Annotated in this window: 13 protein-coding genes; 4 read left to right on the top strand and 9 right to left on the bottom strand. The window is 69.4% G+C overall.

All coding sequences use genetic code 11. The annotated features are described in order from the left end of the window. The 5 genes from PINTE_RS16075 to PINTE_RS16050 all read right to left on the bottom strand — a co-directional run. Window positions 1-180 (bottom strand): hypothetical protein (locus tag PINTE_RS16075; RefSeq protein ID WP_157087298.1); only part of this gene is annotated, 180 nt, incomplete at its 3' end. A gap of 260 nt (window positions 181-440) precedes the next feature. Continuing rightward, window positions 441-1,724 carry an ABC transporter ATP-binding protein gene (locus PINTE_RS16065; protein WP_084343687.1) on the bottom strand — a complete coding sequence of 428 codons (1,284 nt, stop codon included), beginning with the start codon at window positions 1,722-1,724 and terminating at the stop codon, window positions 441-443. 45 nt (window positions 1,725-1,769) lie between these two features. Then, window positions 1,770-2,603: a carbohydrate ABC transporter permease gene (locus tag PINTE_RS16060; protein WP_068432816.1), complete on the bottom strand. Its 834-nt coding sequence runs from the start codon at window positions 2,601-2,603 to the stop codon at window positions 1,770-1,772. Window positions 2,604-2,606: 3 nt separating this feature from the next. Next, window positions 2,607-3,575, bottom strand: coding sequence for a carbohydrate ABC transporter permease (locus tag PINTE_RS16055; RefSeq protein WP_068432815.1), 969 nt, complete (start codon window positions 3,573-3,575; stop codon window positions 2,607-2,609). After that, the gene (locus PINTE_RS16050; RefSeq protein ID WP_068432813.1) at window positions 3,572-4,801 is read right to left on the bottom strand and encodes an ABC transporter substrate-binding protein; all 1,230 of its coding nucleotides are present in this window, start codon (window positions 4,799-4,801) and stop codon (window positions 3,572-3,574) included. The genes PINTE_RS16055 and PINTE_RS16050 overlap by 4 nt, the downstream gene beginning before the upstream one ends. A 311-nt stretch (window positions 4,802-5,112) precedes the next feature. Here PINTE_RS16050 and PINTE_RS16045 point away from each other — a divergent pair, with 311 nt between their 5' ends. Next, window positions 5,113-5,952, top strand: a complete 840-nt coding sequence (locus PINTE_RS16045) for a CPBP family intramembrane glutamic endopeptidase (RefSeq protein WP_068432811.1) — start codon at window positions 5,113-5,115, stop codon at window positions 5,950-5,952. Between the two features lie 61 nt (window positions 5,953-6,013). On the opposite strand, the gene PINTE_RS16040 is transcribed toward PINTE_RS16045, so the two are convergent. From PINTE_RS16040 to PINTE_RS16025, 4 genes are read right to left on the bottom strand one after another with little or no spacing between them, the layout of a single operon-like run. Further along, complete coding sequence (locus PINTE_RS16040) at window positions 6,014-7,279, bottom strand: ABC transporter ATP-binding protein (RefSeq protein ID WP_068432809.1); 1,266 nt, start codon at window positions 7,277-7,279, stop codon at window positions 6,014-6,016. 31 nt (window positions 7,280-7,310) lie between these two features. Continuing rightward, entirely contained in the window at window positions 7,311-8,162 is an 852-nt protein-coding gene (locus PINTE_RS16035) for a carbohydrate ABC transporter permease (RefSeq protein ID WP_068432807.1), read from the bottom strand. 15 nt (window positions 8,163-8,177) lie between these two features. Next, a complete protein-coding gene (locus PINTE_RS16030) occupies window positions 8,178-9,143 on the bottom strand; it encodes a carbohydrate ABC transporter permease (RefSeq protein WP_068432805.1) in 966 nt (321 codons plus the stop codon). After that, entirely contained in the window at window positions 9,140-10,423 is a 1,284-nt protein-coding gene (locus tag PINTE_RS16025; RefSeq protein WP_245642992.1) for an extracellular solute-binding protein, read from the bottom strand. The genes PINTE_RS16030 and PINTE_RS16025 overlap by 4 nt, the downstream gene beginning before the upstream one ends. A gap of 646 nt (window positions 10,424-11,069) precedes the next feature. On the opposite strand from PINTE_RS16025, the gene PINTE_RS24930 reads away from it, so the two are divergent. From PINTE_RS24930 to PINTE_RS16015, 3 genes are all read left to right on the top strand, one after another. Then, complete coding sequence (locus PINTE_RS24930; protein WP_306304867.1) at window positions 11,070-11,582, top strand: trehalase-like domain-containing protein; 513 nt, start codon at window positions 11,070-11,072, stop codon at window positions 11,580-11,582. A 26-nt stretch (window positions 11,583-11,608) separates the two neighbouring features. Next, window positions 11,609-12,850, top strand: a complete 1,242-nt coding sequence (locus tag PINTE_RS16020; RefSeq protein ID WP_306304868.1) for a glycoside hydrolase family 15 protein — start codon at window positions 11,609-11,611, stop codon at window positions 12,848-12,850. A gap of 147 nt (window positions 12,851-12,997) precedes the next feature. Then, window positions 12,998-14,399, top strand: a 1,402-nt coding sequence (locus tag PINTE_RS16015) for a PEP/pyruvate-binding domain-containing protein (RefSeq protein ID WP_281178916.1), incomplete at its 3' end; no start/stop codon positions are given.

Raw genomic sequence — 14,399 nt, 5'->3', positions numbered from 1 at the left:
CGTGCCGTCGAGCCACCGCGCCGCGGCGGCGCGGGCCGGCGCCAGGTCGCGCTGCAGGGCGGCGTCACCGGTTGCGTCGAGCACGACGAGAAACCACGACGTGGCGTCGGAGCTGCCGTAGTACCGGATGCCACCGTCGCGCACCGGCCAACCGAGTTCCATGAGCGCGGGCGGCGCCACCGGCCGGTACTCGTGGATGATCCGGCCCGGGGCCTCCTCGGTCTCGGGGTCGTCGACGCGACCCTGCAGGGCGGCCAGCGCCCGCAGCGTGGCGGCCGCGATCCCGGGTCGCTCCCGCAGCGCCTGCAGCGCGACGATCAGCGCGTCGCGCCCGAAGAGCGCGTGGAAGCGACCCGGGTCGCCCGGCTCCGTCGGTGGGGCGGAGGCGTAGACCCACCCGTCTGGCGAGGTCAGGGCGTCGAGGTCGGCGACGACGTCGCTCAGCGCTCGCCCGCCGAGTCCGCCGAATCCGCGGAGTCCACCGAATCCGCAGTGACCACCGAGTCCGCCGAGCCGCGTGCTGCGTGAGAGCGCGAATCACCGTCCGACTCACGGGCCAGATCGCTGGTCAGGCTCGCTCCCGACGAGGCGTCGAAGACCTGCAGCTTTCCGGTGTCGAACCACAGCTCGGCCTGCTGACCCTGCTGCACGTGCGCAGAGGGGTCGAGCCGGGCCGTGACCTGCAGTCCGTCGGAGTGCATGTCGTTGCCGGTGTCCTTGGCCAGGTCGTCGAGGTCGCTGGACCCGCTCAACTCGCCCTGCAGCCCGAAGTAGGCGTACAGGTCCGAGCCCATCGATTCGACGAGGTCGATCGGGGCCTGGAAGCGGGCGCCCGGCTTGTCGCCGACGAGTCGAGGGTCTTCGAAGTGCTCGGGGCGAACACCGAGCACCACGTCGCCGTCGGAGCGACCCGCCTCCAGGGCGCGGCGCAGGTGGTCGGGGATCTCGAACTCGCCGAGCGGGCTGGAGATGCGTCCATTGCCGAGTCGCGCCGGGATGAAGTTCATCGACGGGGAGCCGATGAAGCCGGCGACGAACAGGTTGCTCGGGTGGTCGTAGAGCTCTTGCGGCGAGCCGACCTGCTGCACGACGCCGCCGCGCATGACGACCACCCGGTCACCCAGCGTCATCGCCTCGGTCTGGTCGTGGGTGACGTAGAGCGTCGTCGTGCCGAGGGATTTCTGGATGCGCGAGACCTGGGTGCGCATCTGCACGCGCAGCTTGGCGTCGAGGTTGCTCAGCGGCTCGTCCATGAGGAACGCCTTGGGTTGACGCACGATCGCGCGCCCCATCGCCACGCGCTGGCGCTGGCCGCCGGACAGGTTCGAGGGGCGTCGGTCGAGGTGCTGGGTGAGTTCCAGCATCTGCGCCGCCTGCTCGACCTTCTCCCGGATCGTCGCCTTGTTCTCGCCCGCGAGCTTCAACGGGAAGCCCATGTTCTCGGCGACCGTCATGTGCGGGTATAGCGCGTAGGACTGGAAGACCATCGCGATGTCGCGGTCCTTGGGCGCCTTGTCGTTGACGATCTCGCCGTCGATGCGCAGTTCGCCCTGGGTGATGTCCTCCAGGCCCGCGACCATGTTCAGCGTCGTCGACTTTCCGCAGCCCGAGGGTCCGACGAGGATGATGAACTCCCCGTCGTCGATGTGCAGGTTGAAGTCGTCGACGGCGAGGGCGCCGTCGGGGTACCGCTTGACCACGTGCTCGAGCACGATCTCGGCCATGTTCTGCTCCTTCGAAAGAATGTGGGTCGGGGCTGATCGGGAAGGTCAGCCCTTGACGGCGCCGGAAGTCAGTCCGGCCACGATGCGCCGCTGGAACAGCAGCACGAAGATGACGATCGGAATGGTGATGACGACGGCGGCCGCGGCGATCGGCCCGGTGGGCTTCTCGAACGTCGTCGCGCCCTGGAAATACGACATCGCGGCGGGCACCGTGCGGGCCGCGGAGGTCGACGTCAGCGAAAGCGCGAACAGGAAGTCGTTCCAGCAGGAGATGAACACGAGAATCGCCGTGGTGAAGACGCCCGGCATCGCCAGCGGTGCGATGACCTGCCGGAACGCCTGGAACGGCGTGGCTCCGTCCATCTTCGCGGCCTTCTCCAGCTCCCACGGGATCTCGCGGAAGAACGCCGACATCGTGTAGATGCCCAGCGGCAGGGCGAAGGTGATGTACGGAATGATGAGGCCGAGCCAGGTGTCGAAGAGCCCGATCGCCGTCTCGATCCGGAACAGCGGGGTGACCAGGGCGATCTGCGGGAACATCGAGATCATCAGCGACAACCCGACGATGAGGCCCTTGCCGGGAAAGTCCAGCCGCGCGATCGCGTAGGCCGCGAACATCGCCAGCAGAATCGCCAGGAACGTCGAGATGATGCAGATCCCGATCGAGTTGATGAGCGCGCGGGTGAAGTCGTTGTTGGCAAAGATCTGCTGGTACGACGCCCACGTGATCGAGCGGGGGAAGAAGTTGCCGTCGTTGAGGGAGCCGGCGTCCTTCAACGACAGCGACACGATCCAGATGACCGGGACGAAGGCGTAGAGCAGGACGACCGCGTTGACGCCCACCCACATCCACTTACGACGCGTGGTTTCTTGCTGCATGACTTACCGCCTCCCGCCGTCGTTCGCGCCGGGTGCGGCGGCGCCGAAGAGCTTGACGAAGATGAACGCGATGATCGCGATGGTGAGGAAGATCAGCACCGACATCGCCGATCCGATCCCCAGGTTCAATCCTCGGATGAGGTTGTTGTAGGCGACGATCGAGACCGAACTCGTCTCGTTCGCGCCCGAGGTGAGCACGTAGATGTTGTCGAAGACGCGGAAGGCGTCGAGGGTGCGGAAGAGCACCGCGACGAGGATCGACGGTTTGATGAGCGGCACCGTGATCTGCCAGAACCGCTGCCACGACGACCCGCCGTCCATCGCGGCCGCCTTGTGCAGGTCTTCTGGCACAAGTGCCAGGCCGGCCATGAGCAGCAGCGCCATGAACGGCACGGTCTTCCACACCTCGGCCAGGATGATGATCCAGACCGAGCTCCACTTGTCGGTCAGCGGCGCGGACGCCCCCGCGAGCCAGCCGAGGTTCTGCGTCCACGCGAACCGCCATGAGAACGCGGCGACGACGGTGACGATGGCGTACGGCACGAGGGCCGACGTGCGAACGAGCCCGCGACCGACGAGCGTGCGGTGCATGACGATCGCCAGCAGCATGCCGAAGATCAGCTCGAAGATGACGCCGAAGACCGTGTAGAAGACCGTGATGCCGAAGGCCTGCCACCAGATCGGGTTGGTGAGCACCGTGATGTAGTTGGCGAGCCCGATGAACTCGTTCTGATCGGGCACGCGCATGTCGGCGCGCTGCAGCGAGAGCCAGATCGCGTAGACGATCGGGTAGGCGGTGACGGCGAGCATGACGATCACCGCCGGGGCGACGAGCATGAGGCCGAGTCGGCGCTCGGCGCGCTTGCCCTCGCTGGCCCGGCGGCGCGCGATCGCGGTGTCCTCGTCGACGTCGTGCGGCGACGCGTTCGTCGATGCGGCCGAATCCTGGGGCCGCTTGGCCTGTGTGCTCACGGCAGGATCCCCTTTCCGTCGATGGCGTTCTGGATCGACTCGTTCAGCGTCTGCGCGTCCTGCTGCGGGTTGATCTCCGAGGGCGGCGAGAGCGTGTACGACACGGTCGTGGAGATGTTCTGGTACACGGGAGTCGGTGGCCGCGGCACCGCGTGCTGCAGCTCCTCGAGCATCACGTCACCCATCGGGTAGGCCTCGCGGAACTGCGCGTTGGAGCGGTACAGCTCCTCGAGCACCGGCGCGTCACCGGCGTCCAAGGCGGCCTGCAGCTGATGCTCGGGGCTGCGCAGGCACATCGCGGCCTCGTAGGACTCCGCCGGGTGGGTGCTGAATGTACTGACCGCGTAGTTCATCCCGCCGAGGGTGACGCGGGGCACGTCACCCCGGTTGACGACCGGGAACGTCGTGTACCCCAGGTCGTCCGCGATCTGCTGCGCGCGCGGGTTGGTCTCGGCGGCCGACCGCATGGCCGACAGCACGTACGGCCAGTTGACGGAGAAGGCCGAGCGCCCCGCCTCCAGGTCGGCGAAGACCTCCGGCTCCTGGGCGTTGGACAGCGACGGGCTCGTCACCCCTGAGGTGGCGAGCTTCTTGAGCAGCGTCAGCGCCTGCACGGCCTTGTCGTTCACCGTCGCCTGCGTGCTGTCCTCGTTGACGAACGTCGCGCCGTAGGCGTTGAAGAAGTTGTTGACGTTGACGACGTAACCCTCGTACTGGGAGGCGGTCAGGCCGATCTCGTACGGCTTGCCCTCGGCCTTGAGCTGCTGGGCCATCTGGATCATCTCGTCCCAGGTCTCCGGCGGCTTCGGCACCAGCGACTTGCGGTACCAGAGGATCTGCACGTTGGTGTGCTTCGGGATCCCGTACTGCACGTCCTTCCACGTGGCGGTGGCGATCTGCGGCGTCAGCACACCCTCGTTGGCCTGCGCCTTCTGCGTCTCGCTCAGCGGGCGGATCCAGTCGGCCTCGGCGAACTCGGCCGTCCACGTCACGTCCATGCCGAGCAGGTCCATGCCCGTGTCCCGGGCCGCGAGCCGGCGCACCAGCTGTTCGCGCTGGGAGTCGGCGTCGCTGGGCAGCAGGTTGCCGACGATCGTGTACCTGCCGGCGGCCGCCTGATTGCACTGGGCGATGATCTTGTCGAACCCCACGGACGACGTGCCGCCGTACAGGTTGATGACCGTGCCCTGCGGGGCCGACGAACACGCGGCCAGACCGCTCGCCACGATCGCGCCGAGGAGAGGTACGGCGAGCCGCCTCCCCCGTCGGGTTCGGCGCGCTGTCCGCGCGCGGAACGAGGTCGGTGAATCCCCATGTGCCCTCCTTTGGGCCGGCCGGGTGGTGGCATCGCACGGCAACTCGTGGCGATGGCTCATAGTGGTGCCTGCGAGCGGGGCCTGTCGCGCCATGGGGACCGAATGGGGGAAACGTCACTTTCGCGTGACCTGTCGCACCCGTTGTCGAACCCGTTGTCGCACTCCCGTCGGGCCGGTCGAGCCGTTCGGCCCGCCCGACCGGGACGACTTAGCCTGAGGCGATGGACAGCGACGACCGCCGCCCCGAGCGACCCGACCCGGCGGACGTGCCGCCGGCGCCGCCACCGCCTCCGACCGCAGCGGCGCCCGACACCAACGGAGCCGGCGCGGCCATGGCGCCCCGGCCCACCGGAACCGAAACGCGCGCGCCCCGGCTGATCCCGACGGCCACGGCGGCCGAGCTCGGGTGGGCCGTACTGGCGATGGTGCTGGCCGGAGTCGGTGGGGTCGCCGTCGTGTTCGGCGTACTGAGGATCACCGACACGAGCTGGTGGACGCTGCTCATGCTCCCCGGGTCGGCGCTCACGGCGGCCGCGGTGCTGTGGTGGCCGCTGCGGCACCGGCGCCGCTGGACCTGGGCCGACGTCGGGTTCGTGCGGATGCACCGGCCCGCACACCTGCTGTGGGAGATCCCGCTGACGTTCCTCGTCGGGCTCCTCGGTGCGGCCGGGCTCGGCACGCTGCTCGGCGTCGTGCCCGACGAGGCGCAAGCCAACCAGGCCTCGACGGTCAGCGACGCCCTCGACGCCCCCCTCTGGCTCGGCGCCCTCACCGTCGCCTGCCTCGTCGTCATCTGGCCGCTGCTCGAAGAGATCATCTTTCGGCGCATCCTGCTCGGCGCGCTGAGCGCCTGGCTGCCGATCGGCCTCGCGGTCGTGCTCGCGGCGGTGATCTTCGCGGCCGTCCACGTGCTCCTGCCGGCCATGCTCTACGTCATCGGGCTGGGCCTGGGCGCCTGCCTGCTCTACCTGCGGCACCGCTCGCTGTGGGCGCCGCTCATCCTGCACATGATCAACAACGCGATCGCCACCTCGGTCACCTTCGCGCTGCTCACGCAGTAACCGTCGCGAGCGCGACGAAGCCCCCGACAGGTCGATCACCTACCGGGGGCTTCGCGAACCGTCAGTTCTTGGCGGCGGCGTCCTCGCGGGCGTCGCGCTCCTTGGCCCGCTCGAGGGCGCGCTTGCGGTCGTCCTCGCTCTGCTGGGCGATGCGGGAGGCCTCCTCCTCGTTGCGGGTCAGGCACTCGCTGGTCTCCGGGTCGAAGACGTGCATGAGGGCCGGGTCGAACACGAGCTCGGCCTCGTCGCCCTCGCGCACCCGGGAGCGGGCGTCGAGGTTGACGATCATCTGGGTGCGCATGCCCTCGCCGTCGAGCTCACGGTCGAGTTCGTCGAGCTTGGCCTGCACCGAGGGGTCCGTCTCGTACGGGATGTAGGCGTACTGCTCGTTGCCCAGCCACTCCGTCTGGTCGACCGTGGCGGTGAAGCGCACCGCGTTGCCGGCCATGCTGTCTCCGAGCGAGGCGTCCTTGAGGTACTCGGGGCGGATGCCGACGACCGCCATGTCGCCCTTGAGCCGGTCGACGATCGACTGGTCGACCTGCACGTCGACGAACGGCAGGTGCAGCGTGTTGCCCTCGACGCGCGCCGGCAGGAAGTTCATCGGCGGGGAGCCGATGAAGCCCGCGACGAACAGGTTGACGGGCTGTTCGTACAGCTCCCGCGGCGAGGCGATCTGCTGCAGCACGCCCTTCTTCAGCACCGCGACCCGGTCGCCGAGGGTCATCGCCTCGGTCTGGTCGTGGGTGACGTAGATCGTCGTGATGCCCATGCGGCGCTGCATCCGCGCGATCTCCGTGCGCATCTGGCCGCGCAGCTTGGCGTCGAGGTTCGACAGCGGCTCGTCGAACAGGAACGCGTCGGCGTCCCGCACGATCGCCCGGCCCATCGCCACCCGCTGGCGCTGGCCACCGGAGAGGTTGCCCGGCTTGCGCTCCAGGTGCTCGTTGAGCTCGAGCACGTCGGAGGCCTTGTTGACCTTGCTGCGGATCTCCTCGTCGCTGTGCTTGCCCTTGTCGAGGCGCAGCGGGAAGGCGATGTTCTCGAACACGCTCAGGTGCGGGTAGAGCGCGTAGTTCTGGAACACCATCGCGAGGTTGCGGTCGCGCGGGGCGAGGTCGTTGACCCGCTTGCCGTCGATCTCCAGGTCGCCGGAGGTGATGTCCTCGAGGCCGACGACCATGCGCAGCAGCGTCGACTTACCGCAGCCCGACGGGCCGACGAGGATGACGAACTCGCCGTCCTTGATGTCGATCGAGACGTCGTTGACCGCCGGAAAGCCGTCGCCGTATTTCTTGACGATGTTGGTGAGAGTGATCTGTGACATTCGTTCTCCTAGAAGTCAGTCGGCGCGGGCGTCAGCCCTTGACGGCACCGGAGGTCAGACCGGCGACGATGCGCCGCTGGAAGACGAGGACGAGGATGACGACCGGGATCGTCACGACGACGGCGCCGGCCATGATCGCGCCGGTCGGCTGCTCGAACTGCGAGGCGCCCGTGAAGAACGCCAGCGCCGCCGGCACCGTGCGGGCCCGCTCCGAGGTCAGCGAGATCGCGAACACGAAGTCGTTCCACGCCGTGAAGAAGGTGATGATCGCCGTCGTGAACACGCCGGGCGCCGCGAGCGGAACGATCACCTTGCGGAAGGCCTGCCAGCTGGTGGCCCCGTCGACCTGCGCCGCCTGCTCCATCTCCCACGGGATCTGCTGGAAGAACGCCGTCATGATCCAGATCGACAGCGGCAGGGTCAGCGACAGATAGGGCAACACCAGGCCGGGAATCGTGTCGAACAGGCCGATCGCGCGCCACAGGTCGTACAGCGGGGTGACCAGGGAGATGACCGGGAAGAACGACACCGTCAGCGCGGTGCCCAGGATGATCCGCTTACCGGGGAAGTCGAGCCGGCTGATCGCGTAGGCGCAGAACATCGCGAGAATGACCGAGATCAGCGTCGAGACCAGACACACGATGATCGAGTTCATCAGCGCCGGCACGAACAGGTCGCGCGCGCTGCCGACGAAGATCTCGCGGTAGTTCTGCAGCGTCGGCTCTTTCGGCCAGAAGTTGCCGAACATGTTCATGTCCGGCGCGTTCGACTGGCTCGCCGCGTCCTTGAACGACAGCGCCACCATCCACAGCAGCGGAATGACGGTCCAGAGCATGATCGGGATCGAGAGCAGGGCCAGACCCCACTTGACCCTCGGAGACATATTCGCTTCCACGGCTCAGCCCCTTCCGCCGGCCAGGTCGACCTTGAAGCCCCGGATGAACAGCAGGGCGATGAGGACGACACAGAGGAACAAGATGACGGACAGCGCCGAACCCATGCCGATCTCCACGCGGTTGATCGTCGCGTTGTAGGCCAGCACGGACAGTGACGCTGTATCTCGTGCCCCGGCGGTCATGATCTGGATGTTGTCGAAGATCCGGAAGGCGTCGAGCGTGCGGAACAACAGCGCCACCATGACGGCGGCCTTCATGTTCGGCAGCACGACCCGGAACAGCCGCTGCATGAAGGTGGCGCCGTCGACCTTGGCCGCCTCCTCCATCGCGCCGTCGATCTGAGCCAGACCGGCCAGCAGCAGCAGCGACATGAACGGCGTGGTCTTCCAGATCTCCGAGAGGCAGATGATCGCCAGCGCCGACCAGGTGCCGCCGAACCAGTCGTACTCCAGCGGCCAGGCTCCGAACGAGAGCGTGTTCAGCCAGTAGTTCGCGAAGCCCGGGCCCACGCTGAACCCGAAGTACCAGGCGAACGCGGAGACGACCGTGATGATCGAGTACGGGATGAGCACGACGGTGCGCAGCGTCTTTCGCGGAATGACGATGCGGTGCATCGTCATGGCGATGATGAAGCCGAGGATGAGCTCGACGACCACGGTGACCACCGTGATGAACAGCGTCACCCCCATCGCCCGCCAGAACACGACGTCGGTCAGCGCCGTGACGTAGTTCTGGAACCACACGAACTCCCGGCCCTGGGGGTCGGTGAGGCGGTAGTTGAACAGCGAGGTGTAGACGGCCTGCAGGATCGGGTAGGCCGTGACGCCCACCATGATGACGAACGCCGGCCCGGCCAGCATCCAGCCGAGCTTGCGCTCGCCTCGGGCGCGGTCGGACAGGTGCCGGTTGGCCTTCTTGCGCGACGCCCGCGTGTCGGGCGCGACCTTGGGATCCGCTGCGGTGCTCACAACAGGGCCTCCCCCTTCAGCACGTTCTGGATGAGTTCGGTGGCCTCCTGCGGCGTCCGCTCCGGGGTCACGGCCTCCGGCGGGCTGAACACCCGCTGCAGCGCGGTGGAGATGTCGCCGTAGTACTGGGTGACCGGGCGGGCCGCGCCCGCGTCGAGCGACTCGCGGATCAGGGCTGCCATCGGGAACTGCTGCACGACGCGCGGGTCGTCGAAGACCTTCTTGCGCGCCGCCGGGTTACCGGTACCCAGCATGTACTGGACCTGGTTCTCCTGGCTCGTGATGCACTTGATCGCCGACCAGGCCCCGGCCTTGTTGTCGCTGGCCGCGTTGACGCCGAGGATGATGCCGCCGAGCGGCGGGCGCGACTCCTGGCCCTGGGTGGCCTGCGGGTAGCGGGCCCAGGCGATGTCGTCCTGGAAGGGCACCTGGCGCTCGGCGAGCGCGGCCCACACGTACGGCCAGTTGAGCAGGAAGCCCGAGCTGGCGGGGCTGGCGAACTGCTCCAGCGCCGTCTCCTCGTTGGAGGAGGACAGCGCCGGGCCGCCGACGCCCTCCTGGGCGACCTTCTGGATGATGCGGGCCGCGTTCTGGCCCGCCTCGGTGTCGAGGCCGAGCTGCACGTCGGCGCCGACGGCCCCGGGGTTGGTGACGATGTGGCCGCCGCCGCTCTCGATGAGCGCGTTGATCCACACCGAGTAGCCCTCGTACCGGCGGGCCTGCACGCCGACCGTCGTGTTCGTCGCCTTGGCGGCGTCGATGACCTGATCCCACGTGACGGGCTGGCTCATGTCGAGCCCGGCCTTCTGCGCCACCGACTTGCGGTACCACAGGACCTGCGTGTTCGCCCACATCGGGGCGCCGACCAGCTGGCCCTTCCAGGTCGCGGGGTCGGTGATCGAGTTCACCGCGTCTTCGGTGAGCTGCGCCTTGTCGGCCTCCGGCACCGGGTCGAGGAAGCCCGCCTCCGCGAACTCCGCGACGAACACGGGGTCGATGCTCATGAGGTCGGTGCCCGGGTCGCCGGCCGCCAGGCGCCGCAGCAGCTGCTGGCGCTGGTCGGTCGCCTCGCGGGGCAGGGTCTGCACCTCGATCGAATACTCGCCGTTCGACGCCTCGCTGCACCGCTGCGCGAGGATCGCCTGGTTGGCCTTACCCTCTTCGCTGACCGCCCCGTCCGGGTTGATGTACCACGTCAACTGCTTGGACGAGGCGGCTGGATCCTGCCCGCCGCACGCGGCGAGCGCCCCCATGGTCACCGCGAGCACTGCCGCCGACACGGCTTTTCGCGTCCTCAACCTTCGCCTTGGCACCACGACTCCTTCGTCTCGATACGCTTTCGGGAGAACTTCGCAACGTGGACACAATGCTGCGACCCGCCCGGCGTTCTCGCCTGTCTAGCATCTTTTCGACAGCTGGTGTCTCAAACTTCGGTATCAGGATCGCCTCGTCGCTGATTCGTGACAGGCAGCGGACCTGCGCACACGTCGGCGTGCAAAGCGCTCACGTGGCCCGTCGGGAGACCGAGCGGCGCGCAAGGCGGTTCGGGCGAGGCCACCGAGTGGCGCGGATCACCTGACGCGTCATGTATACCGACGATGGACGACGGACTTGAACAGCCGACCTGGACGTCCGTATCTTCATGTTCGTGCTTGGGGGCACATCAGGGGGAACCGGGACTCTTGGGGGAATCTCGGACCTCGGAACGATCGGCGTGGGGGCGCCGGACCGGGCCGAGTAGCACGACCGCCGCGGACGTTGGGGGACGCGACGGATCTGGGGGCACATGGGGTCTCCGACATCAGCGGGGCCCGCCTTGGGGAAGGCGGGCCCCGCTTCGTCGTACCAGGGTGGACCGCAATCGCCCGGCATTCCGGGCATCTCGCCCTTCGGGTCGAGCCGGATCCACGATCGAGGAGTCCATCCATGCCCGCAGCCGCCCGCCCGCCGATCGAGGACTACGCCTTCATCGGCAACCGCCGCACCGGCGCGGTGATCTCACGCGAGGGCTCCATCGACTGGCTGTGCCTGCCCGACTTCGACGACCCCGCCTGCTTCACCGCGATCCTCGGCGGGCCCGAGCACGGACGCTGGCTGCTCACCGCCTCCGGCTGCACCGAGGTCGAACGCACCTACGTGCACGACGCGATGGTGCTGCAGACGACGTACACGACACCGACCGGGCGGGCGCGGGTCACCGACGTCATGCCGACGGAGTCGGGCCGGGCCGACCTGCTGCGCCGCGTCGAGGGCCTCGAGGGCACCGTGACCATGCAGCACGAGTGGATCGTGCGGCCCTGGTACGGGCGGCAGCGGCCGTGGATCCACACCGGCGACCCGACGCGGCTGTCCGCCGTGGCCGGGCGTCGCGCTACCTGCTCACCGGCGACCCGCTGCCGCAGGTGCGCGAGCCGGGGCAGCTGTGCGAGTTCGAGGTGAGCGCCGGGGCGGTGCACGACTTCGACATGGCCTGGGTGCCCTCGCACATCGAGGAGTGCGAGCCGATCGACGTCGACGCGGCGATCGCCGCGACGATCGCGCAGGACCAGGAGTGGATGGCCACCTCCGCCTACGACGGCCCGCACGCGGAGGCGGTGCGGCGCTCGCTGCTCGTGCTGCGCTACCTCAGCCACGAGGTGACCGGCGGGCTCGTGGCGGCGCCGACGATGTCGCTGCCGGAGGACTTCGGCGGCGAACGCAACTGGGACTACCGGTACTGCTGGCTGCGCGACGCGGCCCTGACGTTGGAGGCGCTGCTCGTCGCCGGCTACAGCGGCAAGGCGGCCGCGTGGCGGGACTGGCTGCTGCGGGCGGTCGCCGGTGACCCGTCGGCGATGCAGATCATGTACCGCCTCGACGCGGGCCACGACCTGCCCGAACGCGAGCTCGACCACCTGCCCGGCTACCGCGATTCGCGACCGGTGCACCTGGGCAACGGCGCCGTCGACCAGCGCCAGATCGACGTGCTGGGCGAGGTCATGGTGGCCCTGGAGATGTCGCGCGAGCAGGGCATGACCGGCAACCCCGACTCCCTGGCGCTGCAGGGGGCGCTCGTCGACGACCTCGCCGGGCACTGGCGCGAGCCCGACCACGGGATCTGGGAGATCCGCGCGGAGCTGCGGCATTTCACGCAGTCGCGGGTGATGGTGTGGGCGGCGATGGACCGGGCGATCACCGCGCACGAGAAGCACGGCATGCCCGGCGACGTGCAGAACTGGCGGCGCGTGCGGGAGCAGGTGCGCGAGCTCATCGAGACGGAGGGGTTCGACGAGGAGCGCGGCTGCTACACCCAGCACGACGCGACGAGCGAGGTCGACGCCTCGCTGCTGCTGCTGCCGACCGTCGGCTACTGCGAGGCGACCGACGAGCGGTTCGTCGGCACGGTGCGGGCCATCGAGGAGGACCTGCTGCGCGACGGCCTCGTGCTGCGCTACCGCACCGAGAGCGGCGTCGACGGCCTCTCCGGCGACGAGCACCCGTTCTTCCTGTGCTGCTTCTGGCTCGTGTCGGCGTACGCGCGGATGGGGCGCGTCGACGACGCCGAGCGGTACCCGGCGTGGCTGCTGTCGCTGAGCAACGACGTCGGCCTCATGGCCGAGGAGGTCGACCACGAGGGCACCTTCTACGGCAACTTTCCGCAGGCGTTCTCGCATCTAGGGTTGATCCGCGCCGCCTACGACCTGCAGGAGGCGCAGCGGAGGCGGTGAGGCCGGCGGAGCCCGTGAGCCGGGGCGAAGCCGGTGAGCCGAGGCGGAGGCGGTGAGCCGAGGCGGAGGCGGTGAGGCGGGGCGAAGAGGCCACACCTGGGCACGTCGGACCGCGTGGAGCGCCGATGCGCCGGTAGCGTCGCGGGAATGGACCTCATCGTGCCGCTGCGGGCGCCGGCGGGTGCCCGGCTCGAGGCCGTCGGCGGCAAGGCCGTCAACCTGCACGCGCTGCTGAGCGCGGGGCTGCCGGTGCCCGACGGGTTCGCGGTGACCACCCGCGCCTACCGCGAGGCGACCGCCGCCCTGGCGCCGGCGCTGACCGAGTTGTTCGACCGGCTCCGCGAGCCGGGCCTGGACGCCGCGCAGCTGAGCGAGGTCGCCGCCCGCATCCGCGAGTTCGTCAGCCTCATCGATGTGCCCGCGGCGCTGGTGGCGCAGGTGCGGGCGGCGTACGGGGAGCTGAGCGCCGACGAGGACGTGCCGGTGGCCGTCCGGTCGTCGGCGACCGCCGAGGACCTGGGCGACGCGAGCTTCGCCGGGCAGCAGGACACCTACCTCAACGTGGTCGGCGCCGACGCGGTGGTCGCCGCAGTGCACGCCTGCTGGGCGAGCCTGTGGACCAGCCGCGCGGTCGCCTACCGGCGCGAACGCGGCATCGATCCGGCGGGCGTGGCGCTGGCCGTGGTCGTGCAGCGGATGGTCGACGCGGCCTCCGCCGGCGTGCTGTTCACGGCCGACCCGGTGACCGGCTGCCGCACCCGCACGGTGATCGACGCCAACGCCGGGCTCGGGGAGTCGGTGGTCTCCGGGGAGGTGAACCCCGACCGGTACGTCGTCGACACCGCGACAGGGGAAGTGCTGGAGCGTCGGGTCGGCGACCGGTCCGTGGCGGTGCGCGCTCGCGCCGGCGGCGGGGTGTCGCGGGAGGCGGTGACCGCCGACGGTCCGCTGCTCTCCGACGCGCAGCTGGGTTCCCTTGCGGCGCTGGGGCACCGGGCCCAGGAGCTGTTCGGCGCCCCGCAGGACACCGAGTGGGCGATCGACGCCGAGGGCGCCGTCTGGCTGACCCAGGCCCGCCCGGTGACCACGCTGTACCCGCTCGTGCACCGCGCCGACGGCGCGCCCGGCCGCGGGCGCAGGCTCTACTTCTGCGCGTCGCTGGCGCAGGGGCTGACCCGGCCGATCACGCCGCTGGGGCGCTCGGCCTTCAAGCTGCTCACCGCCGGCGGCGCCCGGATCGTCGGCTTCGACGTGCCGGACGTGCGCCGCGGCGCCCCCGCCTACGCCGAGGGCGGCCAGCGCATCTTCGGCGACATCACCGCGGTGGTCCGCAACCCCGTGGGCCGCCGGATCGCCACGTTCGCGATGTTCTACATGGAGACCCGCTCGGGGGTGGCGCTGCGGGCGCTGGCCGACGACCCCGACTTCGCGCCTCGATCCGGCCTGCGCAGCGCGCGCGACTCGGCCCGGGCGGTGCGCCGGATCGGCCGGATGCTGCTGGCCTCGGGGCTGCCGGCGCACGCGGCGGTCGCGCTGCGCGACCCCGACG

It is taken from the genome of Piscicoccus intestinalis NBRC 104926 (assembly GCF_001515525.1).
In the GTDB taxonomy this organism is placed as follows: domain Bacteria; phylum Actinomycetota; class Actinomycetes; order Actinomycetales; family Dermatophilaceae; genus Kineosphaera; species Kineosphaera intestinalis.
The sequence above is the reverse complement of the archived record's forward strand: the minus strand, read 5'-3'. Positions and strand labels throughout refer to the sequence as shown.